This is a genomic window from Pseudomonas sp. BN515 (assembly GCF_029873155.1).
Lineage (GTDB): Bacteria > Pseudomonadota > Gammaproteobacteria > Pseudomonadales > Pseudomonadaceae > Metapseudomonas.
Genome location: NZ_SSOH01000092.1, coordinates 324098 through 341689 on the forward strand (window position 1 = coordinate 324098; position 17592 = coordinate 341689).

The window sequence follows — 17592 nt, forward strand, 5'->3', positions numbered from 1 at the left end:
TTGCAAGAAGTTCAACCCTTGCCAATGGCGTCGAGTGCGCGGCTCGCTGTAAAATAATTGCAGTTAAGGGCCGACTGCATCAGATTCCGATTATAAAAACAAAACTAAAGTCGGGAGTATTGTAACTGTGAACGTTCAGAAAAGTAGTAATGATCACCTGGCCATTCCAGCGCGAATCGGCGCAAAAATATCTGTGGGTTCCAGCGTTCTGTTGCTGGCTGCTTCAGCCCACGGTATTGAGTTGGGATCAAACCCCGATTTACAAATAAAATGGGATAACACTCTTGCGTACACTATCGGTGCCCGCGTAAAGGATGCTGATAGACGCATTGCTACTAACGTCAATTTCGACGAATCTGACAACCTCTTTTCTGACGCTGGTGACGTGGTCACCAACCGAATTTCAGTTCTTAGCGAGTTCGATACCGTCTACAAGGAAAACTACGGTTTCCGAGTGAGTGCTTCTGCCTGGAAGGACTTCGCGTACGACAACTCATCCTCCACCGCCTCGGGTGATTTTATACCAGGGGTGCCTTACCGCGAACTGGCAAGCTATGACAATCGGCGATACTCCTCTTACACGAAGCGTAACTATGTGCAAGGCGCTGAAATATTGGATGCCTTCGTGTTTGGCGGTTTTGATTTGGGCGATCACCGAGTGGACCTTAAGCTCGGCCAGCTAATGCAATACTGGGGTAACTCGATTTTCCAAGGTTTTCACAGTATTTCCTATTCACAATCTCCTCTTGATCTGGGTAAGGCCTTGGCTAACCCGGGTGCTCGATTGAATGAACTGTTCCTGCCTCGGGAGCAGATCGCCGGTCAAATTCAGTTGACCCCGGACCTTAGTCTGGCGGCCCAGTATTTTTTTGGCTGGGATCACGATCGACTACCTGAAGGTGGCACCTACTTGGGCTTTGCCGACTTCTTGTTTAACGGGCCTGACAAGGCATTTTTGGGCCAGTTCGATCCCGTCACGGGAGCGCCGGTATTGGTACGGCGAAGCAGTGCCTTCGAGCCGGACGATAACAACGGGAATTTTGGCTTGGCCCTGCGCTGGTCGCCTGAGTTCCTACGGGGAACTGTTGGGGCTTACTACCGGCATTTTGATGAAACACAGCCTTGGGCTCCTTTGCTGGGAGTGGACCCATCCACCGGTGGTCTGAATTATCACTTGGCATACGCCAAGGGCGTCGACATGTTTGCGCTGAGCCTCGACAAGCAGATTGGCGATTACAGCTTCGGCTTTGAGCTGTCTCACCGCAGAAACACAGCTCTGATGTCCACGACCGGCCCGTTACCCAGCGATCTTTCTGGGAAAGAAGGTGCACGAGGCAACACAGTGCATGCAATCGCCAACGTGGCCATAGGCCTGACACCGACCCGGTTCTACGACACTGGCACTGCGCTTGTTGAGTTGAGTTGGGGTCACCTGCTGAGTGTCACTGAGAATAAGGAGCTCTATAACGGTGAAGGTACTGCTGCGTGCCGTCGCAAGTGGGACGGCTGTTCTACCGATGACGTGGTGAATTTGGCGTTCCAATTTGAACCACAATGGCTGCAGCCTATCGCTGGAGTGGACCTGTCGTTACCGATCAGCGGAACGTACGGGGTATATGGCAATGGCGCGACCCTATCCAGTGGATATCAGGGTTCGATGAACTATTCAGTTGGACTGAGTGCCGATATCCAGCGGCAGTACAAAGTCAAACTGGCCTACAACGGCTACTACTACCGCCCAGGCTCGCAGGCGTCCTATACGCCCGGTGGTCCTGAGCATTACGAGTCCGGCAATGGCTATTACTGGCTCAACGACCGTGACTGGGTGTCGCTGACATTCCAGGCGACTTTCTGACCATCGACCTTCACGCGAGCGAGGATTAACCATGAACCGAGGCCGTATTTACTCATTTCTTTGCATGACTCTGATTTTCAAGGCGAGCACAATTTATGCCGCTGAAGATCTGACACCATGGGGCGCAATAAAGGGTGCAAACGCTGACGGCTCAATTCCTGTCTACAGCGATGCGCCCACTCAGCCACCGGCGGGCTTTTCCGGCGAGGCCGGGCACTATCCAGATCCATTTGCCAACGAAAAGCCGCTGTACTCTGTGAGCAACGGTAACCAGGGCCAGTATGCTGACGTCCTCACTGACGGCGTTAAAGAACTTCTGAAACGATTCCCCAGCTATCGAGTTGATGTTTACCCGACCCATCGTACCCACCGCTATTCGACCTGGGAGCTTCAGCAGATTGCCAAGAACGCCACTTCAGCCAAGTTGGTAGGTGAAGGGGATGGTGTCGAAGGTTCCTACGGCCCCGTGCCGTTTCCTAAACCGAGCAACGGTTATGAAGTGCTGTGGAATCATTACAACCGGTCGGAACCGGCAGCCTTCCAGTTTCGTGCATGGGGTTACTTGGTGGATGCTTCGGGTCGGCCGACCCTCATCGAAGACCTTTCTCTAAAAACCCTCAAGCTGGTTCATGATCAGCGCAAGACTAGTCTGGAGGGCCCTTACAAGCAGAAAACTCGCATGACCTACCAAGGGCCTGCGTCTCAGTCCGGCACGCAGTTGCTGTGGTTCTACTCGCAGAACTACAGCAAGGATAATCAGATCTTTTATTCGTACACGCCTGGTCAGCGACGTGTGCGAATAGCTCCGGAGTTTGCCTATGACACTCCGGTAGCCAGCAAGGGAGGGGCAATTGTCTATGACGAAGTATCTCTTTTCGAGGGGCGTCCGGATCGCTTTGATTTCAAGATTGTAGGCCGCAAAGAAATAATTGTTCCCTATAACAACAACCGCATGAACGAACCATCTGCTACTAAGGAGTCCGTTCTCGGCAAGAATTTTATAAGCCCCGACTGGATGCGTTGGGAGAAGCATCGGGTATGGGTGCTTGAGGCGAACCTAAAACCCGGAAAGCGCCACATTTACAGTAAGCGCCGATTTTACGTGGATGAGGACAGCTGGGCGATCTTGGCTTCTGAATCCTATGATCAAGCTGGAAAGCTTTACCGTGTGGGTATGATGAACCCTGTACTGATGTATGACACCGGTACTCAATGGTGCAATTCGTTCATCATTTATGACTTAATCAAGAACAACTACTCAATCTCGGTTTGGTTGGGCGGCAACGAACGCAATTTCCTCAAGGCTCAAAAAGAGCTGTTTGCAGAGAAGGAGTTTACTCCCGAAGCAGTTCAGGCATCTGGCGTGCGTTGAAATTGCACAAAAAAGGCCCGCGTAACATTGCGGGCCTTTCATGGGATCAGGAGAGAGGAATGAAAGCTCTTGTTTATGCCGGGCCTCGGAAAATTACTTATACCGACATGCCTGACCCGATTATTGAAGAAGATCGGGATGTCATTGTGCAAGTCAGTGCCTGCAGTATTTGCGGTAGCGATCTTCATATTTATGCAGGTGAATCCTTTACAGGTGAATCGGGCGGCTTTTGCGTGGGGCACGAAGCTGTCGGCGAGGTGGTGGCAGTTGGCTCAGGGGTGCGTCACCGAAAGGTAGGCGACCGAGTCATGCTGCCAGCGGCGGTTGGTTGCGGCGAATGTCGTAAATGCCTGGCGGGCGATGTCCTGCAGTGCCTGAATTTCCGGCAGCAGTGCTACGGCTTGGGATCGGCTTTACAGGGTTGCCAAGCGCAACTGGTTCGAGTGCCAGTCGGTGACCTCAACAGCAGCATTATTCCCGATGGGCTGAGTGACGAGCAGGCGTTAATGCTGACCGACAGTATGGCCACGGCATGGTATGGCTGTCGCAACGCTGCAATTCGTCCTGGGGCGGATGTGGCTATTGTAGGGCTCGGTCCTATAGGTCTGATGGCTATTGAGGGCGCCTTTGCCATGGGGGCTGCCCGGGTGTTTGCTATTGACCCGGTGAAGGAACGGCGTGCATGGGCTCAGTCTCTGGGTGCCATTGCTCTGGAGCCGTTGACTGCAGCTGAGGTGATCCGCGACGCGACCGCCGGACAGATGCTGGATTGTGTTGTGGAGGCAGCAGGGACTACCCCTGCGTTGACGAACGCTTTGAAGTTGGCCGGACGAGAGAAAAATGTATCGGTTATCGGCGTCAACCTTTCACCCAACTTCCCCTTTCCACTTGGTGAAGTGCTCTTGCGTGGCGTGAATCTGGCGATTGGTACCTGCTCGGTCCCGCGTTACTGGCCCGAGCTGATTCCGCTGGTGCGGGAGGGACGGCTTAACCCCCATCGTTTCATCACCCATCGCGCTCCTCTGGCAGAAGGCGCCGCAATCTACACAGCTTTTGCCGAACGTCAGGAAGGCATATTGAAGGCGGTCCTTAGACCCTAAGGGGTCACAACTGAGTCCGCGGGCTCGGTACGAGGATTTGCTTGGTGCTTCGTGTCCCTCTTCAGGGGGGCAGACAGATCATGTGCCTTGCCTGAAGCTGGGGTCACGAGATGATGGCTGTGAATCGTGATTGCAGCAGATTTACCCAACCAAGGGCGCTCAAGTTCGAAGCTTGTGAAGCTGACTGACTTGTCTAGATCCGCTTGAATACGGCGCCACATTACAAGAACAACAGATGGTCCGGAGTGATGGTAGAGTGAAGAGCCTGCCTGGTAATACCTTTTCTTTGCGCCTGTTCCACCGTGGCGCATGTTCGTTCGGGCTGCGCAGCGGCGTTTTTATGGGTTTGCTGCTTAGCACAGCCACCTTGCTTGCGGCCGATTATCAATTTCGCGATCCATTGAGTCAGCCCGCATTATTTTCCCAATCGCCTCAAACACAGCCAGCTTTCGCGGTGGCCGAAGCGGGTACACGGCTAGTTGCTGTGGGGCCGCGTGGAATGATCTTGGTCTCTGAGGATAAGGGTACCAGTTGGCACCAGTCGCCCGTTGGGGTTAGCTCGGATTTGACATCTGTGTACTTCATCAACGGTCAGAAGGGATGGGCCGCAGGCCACGATGGAGTGATCTTACACAGCGAAGACGGCGGCGAGTCCTGGGTCAAGCAACTTGACGGGCGTCAGGCCGAATACGAGTTCATCCAGCATTACAAGCGCCGCGTGGACGCCGGCCAACTGGGTTACCAAAGATACTTGGACGAACTGGCGGCAAACTTCCGCAGCGGTCCTAGCCTTCCATACCTTGGCATTTGGTTCGAGAACGAGATGGTGGGCTATGCATTGGGTTCCTTCGGCATGCTCGTGGCCACGTTTGACGGCGGCAAGAGTTGGAAACCCTGGCTGGACCGCATTGATAACCCTCAGGCTCTGAACCTCAATGCCGTACGCGCTATCGATGGTGAACTCTACCTGGTCGGTGAGCGTGGCGCAGTGTTTCGTCTGGACCGCAGCCAGGGGCGCTTTGTTTCACTGCCCACTGGATATCAAGGAAGTTTCTTCGGCATCACTGGCGGCAGCGGGGTGCTGTTGGCTTTTGGTTTGCGAGGTTCTGTCTGGCGCAGTGCCGACAGCGGGCGGAGCTGGAACCGGGTAGAAAGTGGAGTCACTGGCTCCATTAGCGACGGTGACAGCAGCGCCGACGGAAGAAAAGTGCTGCTGGTCAGCGCCACTGGCGACGTGGTGGAAAGCCTTGATGCCGGACTTTCATTTCATTCGCTGACGGTACCGCCCAAGGCCTACACCGGAGCTCGGCTACTGCCTGGCAGCGCGGTGCTTGCCACCCTGCAGGGCATCTACCTCCTGCCGCTGAACCCTTGAACCATTGGCACCGAACTGAGTGGGACTTTCTTATGCGACCTGACAAACAGCAACCTGATGCTATGCCAACGGTGCCTCGTTTTGAGGATTTCAACCGGCATTCGGGAAATGTGATCGAGCGTATCGTGTTCAACAATCGACGGTCGATCATCTCGGTCTGTCTGTTGATCAGTTTGCTGCTGGGTTGGAACGCACTGCAACTGCGGATGAATGCTAGCTTCGAGAGAATGATTCCGCAGTCCCATCCCTACATCCAAAATTATTTGAACAATCAGGACGCCTTACGTGGTCTGGGCGACTCGGTTCGCATCGCAGTAGAGAATACCCAAGGCGATATTTACGATCCTGCGTACCTGGAAGTTTTGCGCACCATCAACGACCGGATCTTCCTGTTACCCGGTGTCGACCGTGCCTTCATGCGTTCGCTGTGGACGCCGCTGGTACGCTGGACTGAGGTCACCGAAGAGGGTTTTACCGGTGGTCCGGTTATGCCCGAGAGCTACGACGGTTCTGTAGCGAGTCTGGCCCAGCTGCGTGGAAATGTGCAGCGCGCAGGTATCGTCGGATCCTTGGTTGCCAACGATGGCCGCTCCAGCTTGGTCCTGGTGCCGTTAATGGAGCGCGATCCGCATACAGGGGAGCCACTAGACTACGCGGCGTTTTCCCGAGCGTTGGAGCATGAGGTCCGCAGTCTTGAGAACGCTCAGATCAAGATCCACATCATTGGTTTCGCGAAGCTGGCGGGGGATCTGATCGACGGCCTGGTTCAGGTGACGCTGTTCTTTGCTGGTGCGGCATTGATCGCACTGCTGATTATTTACCTCTACACCCGCTGCGTGCGTAGCACCTTGATTGTGGTGCTGTGCTCGGTGGTGGCAGTGGTCTGGCAGTTAGGCGTCATGCAAATCCTGGGGTTTGTCGCTGATCCCTATTCGATATTGGTGCCGTTCTTAGTGTTCGCCATTGGTGTATCTCATGGTGCGCAGAAAATGAACGGGATTATGGAGGACATCGGCCGTGGCACCCATAAGTACGTGGCTGCCCGATACACCTTCCGCCGTCTGTTCATTGCTGGCGTCACCGCATTGATAGCCGATGTCGTGGGTTTTGCGGTTCTGACCCTGATCGACATACCCGTGATCCGTGATTTGGCGCTCAGCGCCAGTATCGGCATCGGCATTCTGGTATTCACCAACTTGCTACTGTTACCGATACTGCTCTCGTACACGAGCGTCAGCCCTAAGGCTGCGGCGCGGAGTCTCAAGGCGCAGGCGAAGCAGGGCGGAGTCTACGCCGTCCTGGAAGGCTTTTGCGGGCGGCGGGGTGCGCTGCTAGCGGTAACGGCAGCGGCTTCGCTGTTACTGGTGGCTTTAGTCATCCGCACTGATTTGCAAATTGGTGATTTGGACGCCGGTGCGCCGGAGTTGCGCGCGGACTCACGATACAACCGCGATAACCAGTTCATTACCCAGAATTTTGGCCTGTCGAGTGATCAGTTCGCAGTTATCGTCAAATCTTCAGATGGTGGCCTTGGCCAGTTCCCCACGCTGATCGAGGAGGATCGCCTTGAGCAGTTACTGCTTGCTACGCCTGGCGTCCAGACCACAATGGCGGCGGCGAGCTTAGTGCGGCGCACCACGCCTGGCTTCTTCGAAGGCAACTTGAAATGGTTCACCCTGAATCGCGACCCAGCGGTAATCTCCGACGCTCTGAATCAAGTCAGTCTGGCCAATCCGGAGGTGATCAGCGAGGACCGCAGCGTCGGAACGGTAATTGCCTATCTTTCTGATCATAAGGCCGAAACTCTTCAGCGGGTGGTCAAGGCTACCGAGGCCTTCGCTGCTGCTAGTGAGGGCGGGCCGGCGCAGTTCTTGCTGGCCGCAGGCTCTTCCGGTATCGAGGCGGCGACCAATATTGTTGTTGCCGAGGCCAATCACCGTATGCTGTTGCTTGTATACCTGGCTGTGATGCTGTTGTGTTTTATCACTTTCCGGAGTTGGCGCGCAGTGATAGTGGCGGTGCTTCCGCTGATCGTGACCTCGATTTTATGTGAGGCGCTAATGGTGCTTCTGGATATTGGCATCAAGGTTGCTACCTTGCCGGTAATCGCCTTGGGTGTAGGGATCGGCGTGGACTACGCGCTGTACCTGCTTAGCGTGCAGTTGGCGCACCAGCGTAACGGCGTACCGCTGCGTGAGGCCTATAGCCGCGCCTTGCGCTTCACAGGCAAGGTCGTGGCGCTCGTGGGACTTACTCTGGCTGCGGGCGTGGTGCTCTGGGCCGTGTCACCAATAAAGTTCCAGGCAGATATGGGCATCCTGCTGACGTTCATGTTCCTTTGGAACATGGTTGGGGCCTTGGTCTTGATTCCGGCGTTGTCACATTTTCTGCTGCGTACCGAGCATGTATTCAAGCCGGGCTCTGTGAGCTTGACGGCCGCTTCCGCGACCTGAGCAGGCTTTCTGCGGGCTCGGGCTCTGTCCGAGCCGTGCCAGCTCAGCACACGTTCAGTGGTAGTTTTTCCACCAGTACCATAGTAGGGTGATTGCTAGGACGTATCAGCGCGATGGATACAGGCAAAAATAAGAATTACAAGCAATCGCTTGGGAGAATCCTATGCGAAGTTCTCACTTGGAGTCTCGCCAGAAATCAGGCCCGGTTGTCAGGATATTGGATCTGTTCCCGAATTCCTCTCAGCGTGCTACTCCTGGTGGACCGATAATCAACCGCGGCCGTCAGCCAACCCCTGCCAATCCTTTTGCCTTTAACGGATTCCTCGATCTAGTCAGCGCGATCGGCACGTCACGTATGCCTGAGAAGCTGCTGACTGTGCTGCAGGATGTTTGCGGTGCAGACCATTGCGCGGTGTTTGAGCAGCGTGCCGACCATCTAATACAACATGACTCTGCTGGCTTTGACGGAGGAAATCGCATCCTAGAAATGGGCATCACCTACGTCGAGGAGCAGTATTGGCGAGGCGATCCTGTCTACCAGCAGCTGCTGCATAGCCCCCAAGCGCAGGCGGCGGTTGTCTCAAGAATCAACACTGAGGCACTCGAAGACCAAAAATTGCGCACTCTGTACAGTCAAATCAATGCTGAACGCTTTGTCATTAGCGGTCTTCAGTCCGGAAGCGTGTATGGTCTGCATGTCCTGCGTGAGCGTCGTCGTGAAAGCATCAGCGACCTTGAAATCTGTTCCCTCAGTGGGATTGGTTCTTCGCTGATCAGCATTCTGGCCAAACACATCGAAGTGCTAGGGCAGAGACAGCGTATAGGTCGGGTTTGGCAGCTGTCGGAAATCGAGCTGCTGATCAACCAGCAGCCCTCCGATTTGAGCCTGCGAGAGCGCAGCGTATGCGCCAGGATTATCTACGGGATGTCGTCGGCAGGTATTGCGTTGGATTTGGGGATTGGCGAGGAAAGTGTGAAGACCTACCGTAAGCGCGCGTACCAGCGTCTGGGTATCGGTAGCTCTTATGAATTGGGTAAGTGGTTCACCACCTTGCAAGGCATTGCAATGGTCGAATGAGTACCGAAGATTGACGCAACGAGTCATCACTCCTCTCTGATTCCCCTAGGGCGCCGCGACAAACGCGCGCGGCGTTCTTGTTTTTTGCTCAAGAATCTCGCGATCGTAACCCGGTTCGTAAGCGTCTGCCCAACTCACCTTGCGTGAGTTAGGCGGGCTCCCACTGATGCGGCAGCAATTGCTCGATCTCACTCGGCCGCTGCGTCGGCAGCTGTGTGAGCACATCCTTGAGATAGGCATACGGATCGTGCCCGTTGAGGCGTGCTGACTGGATCAAGCTCATGATCGCCGCCGCCCACTTGAGCTGGCTGGTGCCTTTCGCAGAACGCCTGGTTCCTCTAATACTCCCCCCCCCGCTTTAGCACCCTTCTTGACGTCCCTAGCTAGGGGGACAGACAAGTTCTGTCCGCCAGCCGACCATTAACCCAACGAAAACGCCCTCGGGTGTCTCTCCGAAAAACAACAACATCGTTGGGTATTGATTATGGCTATTGCAACGCACAAAAGGCTTGTGGAACTGTCCAGCGCAGAACTCGGCTTTGATCCAGATTCGCTTCGCGAAAAATATCGCCAAGAGCGCGAGAAGCGACTCAAGCCTGAAGGCAATGAGCAATACATCGAGACTGGCGGGGAGTTTAGTCACTACGTTGATGATCCCTATGCCTCACCGGGCTTCACTCGTGAAGCATTGGATGAGGAAGTTGACGTGCTCATCGTCGGCGGTGGATTTGGAGGCTTGATTGCTGCGGCGCGTCTTCGCGAGGCAGGGCTGCACAACTTCCGAATTGTCGAGAAGGCTTCTGACTTCGGTGGTGCTTGGTACTGGAATCGCTATCCAGGCGTGCAGTGTGATATCGATGCTTACATTTACCTCCCCTTGCTTGAGGAAACCGGGTACATCCCCAAGGAGAAGTATTCCTATGGCCCCGAGATTTTCCAGCACGCGCAGCGTATTGGCAGGCATTTTGAGTTGTACCCAGTGGCGCTGTTTCAAACTCAGGTTTCTGGCGCTCAGTGGGATGAGAGCGCTGGTCGCTGGATCGTCACAACTGACCGCAATGACCGAATCCGGGCGCGCCATGTCGTAATGTCTGGTGGCCCGCTGAATCGGCCAAAGTTGCCAGGCATTTCTGGTATTCAGAAGTTCAAGGGGCACACCTTCCATACCAGCCGCTGGGACTACGAATACACCGGCGGCAATACAGAAGGCGGATTGCACAAGCTTTCGGATAAGCGGGTAGCTGTGATCGGTACAGGGGCTACGGCGATTCAGGCGGTTCCGCATCTGGGGCAGTATGCCCAGCATCTCTATGTGGTCCAGCGTACGCCCTCCTCTGTGGATGCCCGGGGCAATCGGCCGACCGATCCGGAATGGGTGAAAACCCTTACACCAGGTTGGCAGCGGCGCCGAATGGACAACTTCAACACCATTGCATGCGGTGCCCAGGCCTCGGAAGACCTGGTGCAGGATGGCTGGACAGATCTGTTTCTCAACCTGACCCAGGAAGATTTCGCCGGGTCGCCGCACGAGCTGATGCAGGCCATTGAGCTGGCGGACTTCAAGAAGATGAACCAGATCCGCGAGCGCACAGCATCTATCGTGAGCAAACCTGACACTGCGGACGCGCTGAAACCCTGGTATCGCCAGACCTGCAAGCGTCCAGCGTTCAATGATGGTTACCTCCCGACCTTCAATCGACCAAATGTCACGCTAGTAGACACGGACGGAAAGGGGGTCGAACGCCTCACCGAAAACGCGCTGGTGGTGAATGGGGTCGAGTACGAAGTTGATTGCATTGTGTTCGCCACGGGCTTCGAGGTAGGCACCAGCCAATCGCGTAAGGCCGGTTTCGAAATCGTTGGCAGTGGCGGCAAGACTCTCAGCGAGCATTTCTCCGAAGGGCCGCGCACGCTTCATGGCTACTACAGTCATGGTTTCCCGAACTTCTTCCATCTAGGCATTAGTCAGAACGGATACAAGGTCAACTTCATCGACATGCTCGAAGAGCAAGTTGGCCATGTAGTGAAGGTGCTGTCGCACCTTAAGCAACACAACGCAACTCGCATTGAGCCCACCGCCAAGGCCGAGGCCGAATGGGTCAAAACCATCCGTGATAAGTCCGAAGTCTTTGCAGCTTTCGTCGCCGAATGTACACCAGGGTACTACAACGGTGAGGGGGGCGACGTCCGCAAGGGCTTGCTGGTGGAGTGTTATGGCGGTGGCGCCGGTTCGTTGGAGTTCACTGAACTAATGGCCAGTTGGTATGCCGATGGTCGAATGAAAGGTCTCGATATCCGTTAGGTGCGTGCTGCAAGGCTGTCGTTGAAACAGTGACTACAGCCTTTTGTTTAACTCACCTATTCGGCTATCACATGAGGTCTAACGATGTCTTCGATTAATTATTCAGGTAAGTCCATCGTAGTTACCGGTGCGTATTCGGGGATTGGTGCGGCTCTGGTACCTCTGTTGCAGGCGTTTGGTGCTGAGCAGATCACTGTACTAGATGTGCGGCGCCCCACATATGAGGTGGCGCAGTTTATCGAAGTTGACTTGGGTGATCCTGACAGTATTGACGCGGCATTGCCGCTTCTGCCGTCCAGAATTGACGTTCTGTTTAACAACGCAGGTATCCCGGGAACCAGGCCAGTAGAGCAGGTTATGGGGGTCAACCTATTCGCCGTGCAGCGTCTGTCTCGAGCGTTGCTCCCACGGATCCCTCAAGGCGGTTCCATCGTTAATACCGCCTCCATTGCGGGAATAGGCTGGCCGGCAAACCTTTCGGAAATTCTATCGCTACTTCAGCTGGATGACTGGCAGGAGCAATTGGCCTGGCTGCGGGAAAAATCTGAGTTGGTTGGAAATGGCTACAACTTCTCAAAGGAGTGCCTGCAAGTTTACACGATGCTACTTGGGCGAAGTGCATGGTGTACTCGTGGTGTCCGGGTCAACTCAGTGTGTCCGTCCCCGGTAGATACGCCGATTCTCGCAGACTTCCGCGCCACCATGACCGACGCGGCTATTGATCAGGCGATCAGGGAAGGGGGTGGGCAACTCTGCACTCCCCGCCAACAAGCGCAGGTACTGGCGTTTCTCGGTTCTGAGCTCGCCTCTTACGTGAATGCCATCAATATCAATGTTGATGGTGGATACGGTGCTGGATTGATGCTCGGTGAAGTGCGGATTCCACCGTTGTCGGATTGAGTCGCCAGCACAGTCGCTTTACATTACAAGAGGCTCTCCATGTCTGAAATTTACAATCCGATACTCACCATCGGAGGCGAGTCTGTAAGTACTGCTCGCGCGCTAGAGGTAATAAATCCGGCCACTGGCGAAGTGGTTGGTCGGGTACCTGATGCTGGCCTGAAAGAACTGGAACAAGCGGTGCAAGCTGCACAGCAAGCGTTCCTTGTCTGGCGAGCGGCGTCCCTCGATGAGCGAAAAGTAGCGCTCAATGCCTTCGCCAAAGTGCTTGAGGATAACGTTGATGAACTGTCTCGCCTCCTGACACTTGAACAAGGACGTCCGTTAACCCTGGCAAGGGATGAAATTCTTGGTGCTGCATTTTGGATCAGAGGAATTACTCTCCTAGAACTTCCAGTCGAAGTTCAGTTGGAGACTCCGCTCAATCGAGTTGAGGTGCACCAGGAGCCACTGGGTGTGGTCTGCGGAATCGTACCGTGGAACTATCCGGTGATGCTGGGGGCTTGGAAGATCGCCCACGCGCTCTTTACTGGCAACACGTTGGTGCTAAAACCGTCCCCATTCACACCACTGACTACCCTACGGATCGGTGAACTTACCCGAGAGATATTGCCGCCGGGTGTGCTGAACATTATCAGTGGTGGAGATGCCTTGGGCCCAATGATGACCGGACATAAGGCCTTCGCCAAGATTGCATTTACCGGCTCGACCGCCACCGGTAAACGCATCATGGCTTCTGCAGCACAAGACTTAAAACGTCTGACTCTGGAGTTGGGGGGCAATGATGCAGCGATCGTGCTCGCCGATGTCGATGTTGACGATGTAGCTCAGGCGCTTTTCGACGGTGCATTCACCAACAGCGGACAGATCTGTGTTGCCTGCAAGCGTTTGTATATACACGACAGCATATACGACGTACTTCGCGACAAGCTTCATTCTCTGGTGAAGGCTGCCAAGGTCGGGAATGGATTGAATCCAGATGTGCGCTTCGGCCCAGTCCAGAACCTATCGCAATACCGCCGAGTACGACAGCTACGTGACGAGGCCCGCGAGAGTGGCCTGATCTTACTTGAAGGTTCTCCAGTTCCTGACAGTGGCTACTTCCTTCCCCTGACCCTGGTTGATAACCCGCCGGACACTGCGCCTGTGGTCACAGAAGAAGCCTTTGGTCCAATTCTCCCTTTGTTGCGCTTCCACGAAGTTGATGAAGTGATCGAACGGGTCAACCAAAGCGACTTCGGGCTGGCGGCCGCTGTCTGGAGCAGCGATATAGAGCAGGCAAAAGCAATCGCTATGCGCTTGGAGGTGGGCACGGTGTGGATCAACCAGAACCTTGTGTTGCAGCCGGATGTGCCAATGGCTGGATACAAACAGTCCGGCTTCGGCGTAGAGAACAGTGTATCGGGGCTCTTGGCTTTTACTCAGCCTAAAGCAGTTTTCGTTCCCAAGGTTGGGTGACTACATCACCCGAAGGAGAGAGACCATGAAGAAGTCTTACACACGCGGAACGCAGGATCAGCCCCTCCTCTGCCAGACCATTGGAGAAGCTTTTGACGAGGCCATCGTGCGCTATGGTAATCGCCCTGCTCTGGTTTCGGCGCGCCAAGGTCTGCGCTACAGCTGGAAGGAGTTGGGGGAGGTTGTGGAAATATGTGCCCGGGCCTTTCTTGCATTGGGAATTGGCCGTGGTGAGCGCATTGGCATTTGGTCGACAAATTGTGCTGAGTGGACTGTTGTACAGCTGGCCAGCGCAAAGGTCGGTGCCGTCCTAGTCAACATCAATCCGGCTTACCGACGTTCAGAGTTGGAGTACGTGCTGGCGCAATCGGGCTGTTGCTGGGTGATCTGCTCCGACTCATTCAAGTCGACCAACTATCACGAAATAGTCCGCGCTGTGGTTCCGTCGATTGTCTCCTCGAGTCCAGGCAATCTGAACGTAGGCGAGTTTCCCCAATTGCGTGGCGTCATCACGTTAGCCGACGAGGCTCCTGAGGGCTTTTTGCCTTGGGCGGCTCTCGCTGGTTTGGCCGAGCACATTGGCTCAGACCTGTTGCGTCAACGTGAGCTCACCTTGCAGTTCGATGACCCAATCAATATCCAGTACACGTCCGGGACTACGGGGTTTCCGAAGGGGGCCACGCTCAGCCACTACAACATTCTAAACAACGGTTACATGGTTGGTGCCCGGTTGGGGTTGACCCAGCAGGACAAGTTAGTAATCCCAGTTCCGCTGTATCACTGCTTCGGCATGGTTATGGGTAACCTGGCTTGCTTGACTCATGGCGCAACAATGCTTTACCCCGGTCCGTCATTTGAGCCTGATGCCACTTTGCGCATGGTCGCTGAAGAGCGTGCCACCGTGTTGTATGGCGTGCCGACTATGTTCATTGCGTTGCTGGATCACCCGGCGCGGGCCCAGGTTGATCTAAGCAGCCTGCGTACAGGCATCATGGCCGGTGCCACTTGCCCTATAGACGTGATGCGTAGGGTAATCGGCGAATTGCATATGACCCAGGTGCAGATCGCTTACGGAATGACCGAAACCAGCCCTGTGTCGTTGCAGACCCATTCCGATGATGATCTGGAACTACGGGTCACCACTGTTGGCACCACGCAGCCACACCTGGAAACCAAGATCGTTGACACCGAAGGTCGCATCTTGCCTCGTGGCATTGTGGGTGAGCTGTGTACCAGGGGCTACAGCGTAATGCTCGGCTACTGGAATAACCCCCAGGCAACACAAGAGGCCATAGATAGCGCCGGCTGGATGCATACAGGTGATCTCGCCGAGATGGACGACGCTGGCTACGTACGCATCGTAGGACGCAGCAAGGACATGATCATCCGCGGTGGCGAGAACATTTACCCGCGCGAGATCGAGGAGTTGCTTTATCGCCATCCGGCAATCGCTGACGCTCAAGTGATTGGCATTCCCGACTCGCGCTACGGGGAAGAAGTTGTGGCCTGGATCAAGTTGCGCTCAGGGCAAACTTTAAACGAAGAGTTACTGCGCACCTACTGCAAGGAAAATATCTCGCATTTCAAGGTTCCGCGCCATTTTACCTTTGTCGATGAATTCCCAATGACTGTGACCGGCAAAGTGCAGAAATTTCGCATGCGTGAAATCAGTTTTGCGGAGATAAACAAAATCTCTGATTCTCATTAATAACGTCTTGCTAATTATTGTTGTGTTTGGCAAGTGCTGTTTAAAACAATAAAGGACCTAGACTCATGCAAATACATGAAACATCTGCAGTTGTAACCGGCGGAGCTTCTGGCCTAGGCGAAGCGGTCGTACGTCGACTTTCCGCCGCTGGCGCAAAAGTGGCGATTATTGACCTGAACCGTGAACTGGGCCAACGACTTGCTGAGTCCATTGGTGGGGTATTTATTGAGACTGATGTCACCGACGAACTAGCGGTAGAGCGCGCCCTTGACGCCGCTGAGGAAGTAAATGGACTGCCTCGTATACTGGTAAATTGCGCTGGTATCGGAGCCCCGGCAAAGGCGATCAATCGCGACGGTACTGCTTTGCCGCTCCAGAAATTTAATCAGATTATCAACGTCAATCTCACGGGCAGCTTTAACGTTCTGTCGAAGTTTGCTGCGCGCTTACATGTGGCTGATGCACTGGGCGAAGAGCGTGGGGTGATAATCAATACTGCCAGTGTTGCTGCCTTTGACGGCCAAGTTGGACAACCGGCGTACGCGGCGTCTAAAGCAGGCATCGTTGGTATGACGTTGCCACTGGCGCGAGAGTTCGCCCGCTACGGCATTCGTGTGATGACTGTCGCTCCAGGTATTTTCCTTACGCCGCTACTCGCCACTCTGCCAGAAGAGGCTCAAGTTTCTTTGGGGCAGCAGGTCCCGTTCCCGAGCCGACTCGGGCAACCGGATGAATTCGCGCAGCTAGTCGAAGCGATTGTCGTGAATCCCATGCTTAACGGTGAAGTCATCCGCCTGGACGGTGCAATTCGGATGGCCCCGCGATGAACGACGATCTGCAACAGGCTGCGGTGATCGCTGATCGGGTGGAGCGGTTTGTGCGAGACGTGATTGTGCCCTATGAACAGGACTCTCGTCGTGATCACCACAATTGCCCTACGGACGCGCTCGCCATCGAACTGCGGGAGCTGGCTCGGGAAGCTGGCGTTTTAACACCTCATATCCTGGCTGACGGACGTCACCTGAGCCAACGTGGCACTGCGTTGGTTTTGGCAAAAACTGGTCTTTCCCCTCTTGGACCGCTGGCTTGCAATACTGCCGCGCCTGACGAAGGAAACATGTATCTGTTGGGCAAGGTTGGTAGCCCCACGATCCAAGAGCGCTTTTTGCGGCCGTTGATCGAAGGGCAAATGAGGTCGGCGTTCTTCATGACCGAACCGGCTGAAGAAGGTGGTGCCGGTTCTGATCCGTCGATGATGAAGACCACCTGTCACCGTGAAGGCAACGATTGGATCATCAACGGCCGCAAGGCATTTATCACCGGAGCTGAGGGGGCTGGCGTCGGGATTGTAATGGCCAAAGCTGAGGAAGGTGCTTGCCTGTTCCTGATTGAGCTGCCTAACCCGGCTATTCGGATTGAACGCATCCCGCGAACCATCGATAACTCAATGCCAGGTGGACACGCAGTAGTCCGCCTAGAAAACCTTCGAGTACCTGCGGAACAGATGTTGGGTGAGGCTGGTGAAGGTTTTCACTATGCGCAAGTTCGTCTCGCTCCAGCGCGTCTGTCCCATTGTATGCGCTGGTACGGCGCCTGCGTGCGAGCCCAGGAAATCGCTACTAACTACGCCAACAGACGCATGGCTTTTGGCAAGGTGCTTATCGAACACGAAGGCTGCGGCTTCATGCTCGCCGAGAATCTGATCGACCTGAAGCAAGCCGAATTGATGATCGACTGGTGCGCTGGGGTACTCGACAGTGGGGCTCAGGGCGGTACCGAAAGTTCGATGACCAAAGTTGCCGTTAGTGAGGCTCTCATGCGAGTGGCCGATCGTTGCGTACAGGTCATGGGTGGAAGCGGCCTCACCGAAGACACTGTTGTTGAGCAGGTATTCCGCGAGATTCGTGCCTTCCGTGTGTATGACGGTCCGACCGAAGTTCACAAGTGGTCACTGGCTAAGAAAATTAAGCGTGACTGGACCCGGAGGTAAA

At 54.9% G+C, this 17592-nt stretch carries 12 protein-coding genes and 1 pseudogene; 12 read left to right on the plus strand and 1 reads right to left on the minus strand.

Annotated elements, in window-relative coordinates; all coding sequences use genetic code 11:
- Positions 1-127 precede the first annotated feature (127 nt).
- The 6 genes from E8E91_RS27155 to E8E91_RS27180 all read left to right on the plus strand — a co-directional run bounded on the left by E8E91_RS27155 (position 128) and on the right by E8E91_RS27180 (position 9233).
- Positions 128-1855, plus strand: a complete 1728-nt coding sequence (locus tag E8E91_RS27155) for a DUF1302 family protein (protein ID WP_280347768.1) — start codon at positions 128-130, stop codon at positions 1853-1855.
- Positions 1856-1886: 31 nt separating this feature from the next.
- Positions 1887-3227, plus strand: coding sequence for a DUF1329 domain-containing protein (locus E8E91_RS27160; RefSeq protein ID WP_280347770.1), 1341 nt, complete (start codon positions 1887-1889; stop codon positions 3225-3227).
- Positions 3228-3286: 59 nt separating this feature from the next.
- A complete protein-coding gene (locus E8E91_RS27165; RefSeq protein WP_280347771.1) occupies positions 3287-4327 on the plus strand; it encodes an alcohol dehydrogenase catalytic domain-containing protein in 1041 nt (346 codons plus the stop codon).
- Between the two features lie 256 nt (positions 4328-4583).
- Positions 4584-5702, plus strand: a complete 1119-nt coding sequence (locus tag E8E91_RS27170; protein ID WP_280347772.1) for a YCF48-related protein — start codon at positions 4584-4586, stop codon at positions 5700-5702.
- A gap of 32 nt (positions 5703-5734) precedes the next feature.
- The gene (locus E8E91_RS27175) at positions 5735-8155 is read left to right on the plus strand and encodes an MMPL family transporter (RefSeq protein ID WP_280347773.1); all 2421 of its coding nucleotides are present in this window, start codon (positions 5735-5737) and stop codon (positions 8153-8155) included.
- 163 nt (positions 8156-8318) lie between these two features.
- The gene (locus E8E91_RS27180; protein ID WP_280347774.1) at positions 8319-9233 is read left to right on the plus strand and encodes a helix-turn-helix transcriptional regulator; all 915 of its coding nucleotides are present in this window, start codon (positions 8319-8321) and stop codon (positions 9231-9233) included.
- Between the two features lie 148 nt (positions 9234-9381).
- On the opposite strand, the pseudogene E8E91_RS27185 reads toward E8E91_RS27180, so the two are convergent.
- Positions 9382-9528: pseudogene (locus tag E8E91_RS27185) on the minus strand (transposase domain-containing protein); the annotation flags it as partial.
- Positions 9529-9717: 189 nt separating this feature from the next.
- Between E8E91_RS27185 and E8E91_RS27190 the strand changes: the two are divergent.
- The 6 genes from E8E91_RS27190 (at position 9718) to E8E91_RS27215 (ending at position 17591) form a co-directional block, all read left to right on the plus strand.
- Complete coding sequence (locus E8E91_RS27190; RefSeq protein ID WP_280347775.1) at positions 9718-11535, plus strand: NAD(P)/FAD-dependent oxidoreductase; 1818 nt, start codon at positions 9718-9720, stop codon at positions 11533-11535.
- An 84-nt stretch (positions 11536-11619) separates the two neighbouring features.
- A complete protein-coding gene (locus E8E91_RS27195) occupies positions 11620-12435 on the plus strand; it encodes a coniferyl-alcohol dehydrogenase (protein WP_280347776.1) in 816 nt (271 codons plus the stop codon).
- 39 nt (positions 12436-12474) lie between these two features.
- The gene (locus tag E8E91_RS27200) at positions 12475-13893 is read left to right on the plus strand and encodes an aldehyde dehydrogenase family protein (RefSeq protein WP_280380211.1); all 1419 of its coding nucleotides are present in this window, start codon (positions 12475-12477) and stop codon (positions 13891-13893) included.
- Between the two features lie 25 nt (positions 13894-13918).
- The gene (locus E8E91_RS27205) at positions 13919-15601 is read left to right on the plus strand and encodes an AMP-binding protein (RefSeq protein ID WP_280347779.1); all 1683 of its coding nucleotides are present in this window, start codon (positions 13919-13921) and stop codon (positions 15599-15601) included.
- Between the two features lie 65 nt (positions 15602-15666).
- Positions 15667-16428: an SDR family NAD(P)-dependent oxidoreductase gene (locus E8E91_RS27210; protein WP_280347781.1), complete on the plus strand. Its 762-nt coding sequence runs from the start codon at positions 15667-15669 to the stop codon at positions 16426-16428.
- Positions 16425-17591: an acyl-CoA dehydrogenase gene (locus tag E8E91_RS27215; protein ID WP_280380213.1), complete on the plus strand. Its 1167-nt coding sequence runs from the start codon at positions 16425-16427 to the stop codon at positions 17589-17591. The genes E8E91_RS27210 and E8E91_RS27215 overlap by 4 nt, the downstream gene beginning before the upstream one ends.
- Position 17592: the final 1 nt, after the last annotated feature.

Excerpts from the sequence above, each read along its gene's own strand:
- E8E91_RS27160 (WP_280347770.1), top strand. The coding sequence starts at position 1,887 with ATGAACCGAGGCCGTATTTACTCATTTCTTTGCATGACTCTGATTTTC.
- E8E91_RS27165 (WP_280347771.1), top strand. The coding sequence starts at position 3,287 with ATGAAAGCTCTTGTTTATGCCGGGCCTCGGAAAATTACTTATACCGAC.
- E8E91_RS27175 (WP_280347773.1), top strand. The coding sequence starts at position 5,735 with ATGCGACCTGACAAACAGCAACCTGATGCTATGCCAACGGTGCCTCGT.
- E8E91_RS27180 (WP_280347774.1), top strand. The coding sequence starts at position 8,319 with ATGCGAAGTTCTCACTTGGAGTCTCGCCAGAAATCAGGCCCGGTTGTC.
- E8E91_RS27190 (WP_280347775.1), top strand. The coding sequence starts at position 9,718 with ATGGCTATTGCAACGCACAAAAGGCTTGTGGAACTGTCCAGCGCAGAA.
- E8E91_RS27195 (WP_280347776.1), top strand. The coding sequence starts at position 11,620 with ATGTCTTCGATTAATTATTCAGGTAAGTCCATCGTAGTTACCGGTGCG.
- E8E91_RS27200 (WP_280380211.1), top strand. The coding sequence starts at position 12,475 with ATGTCTGAAATTTACAATCCGATACTCACCATCGGAGGCGAGTCTGTA.
- E8E91_RS27205 (WP_280347779.1), top strand. The coding sequence starts at position 13,919 with ATGAAGAAGTCTTACACACGCGGAACGCAGGATCAGCCCCTCCTCTGC.
- E8E91_RS27210 (WP_280347781.1), top strand. The coding sequence starts at position 15,667 with ATGCAAATACATGAAACATCTGCAGTTGTAACCGGCGGAGCTTCTGGC.
- E8E91_RS27215 (WP_280380213.1), top strand. The coding sequence starts at position 16,425 with ATGAACGACGATCTGCAACAGGCTGCGGTGATCGCTGATCGGGTGGAG.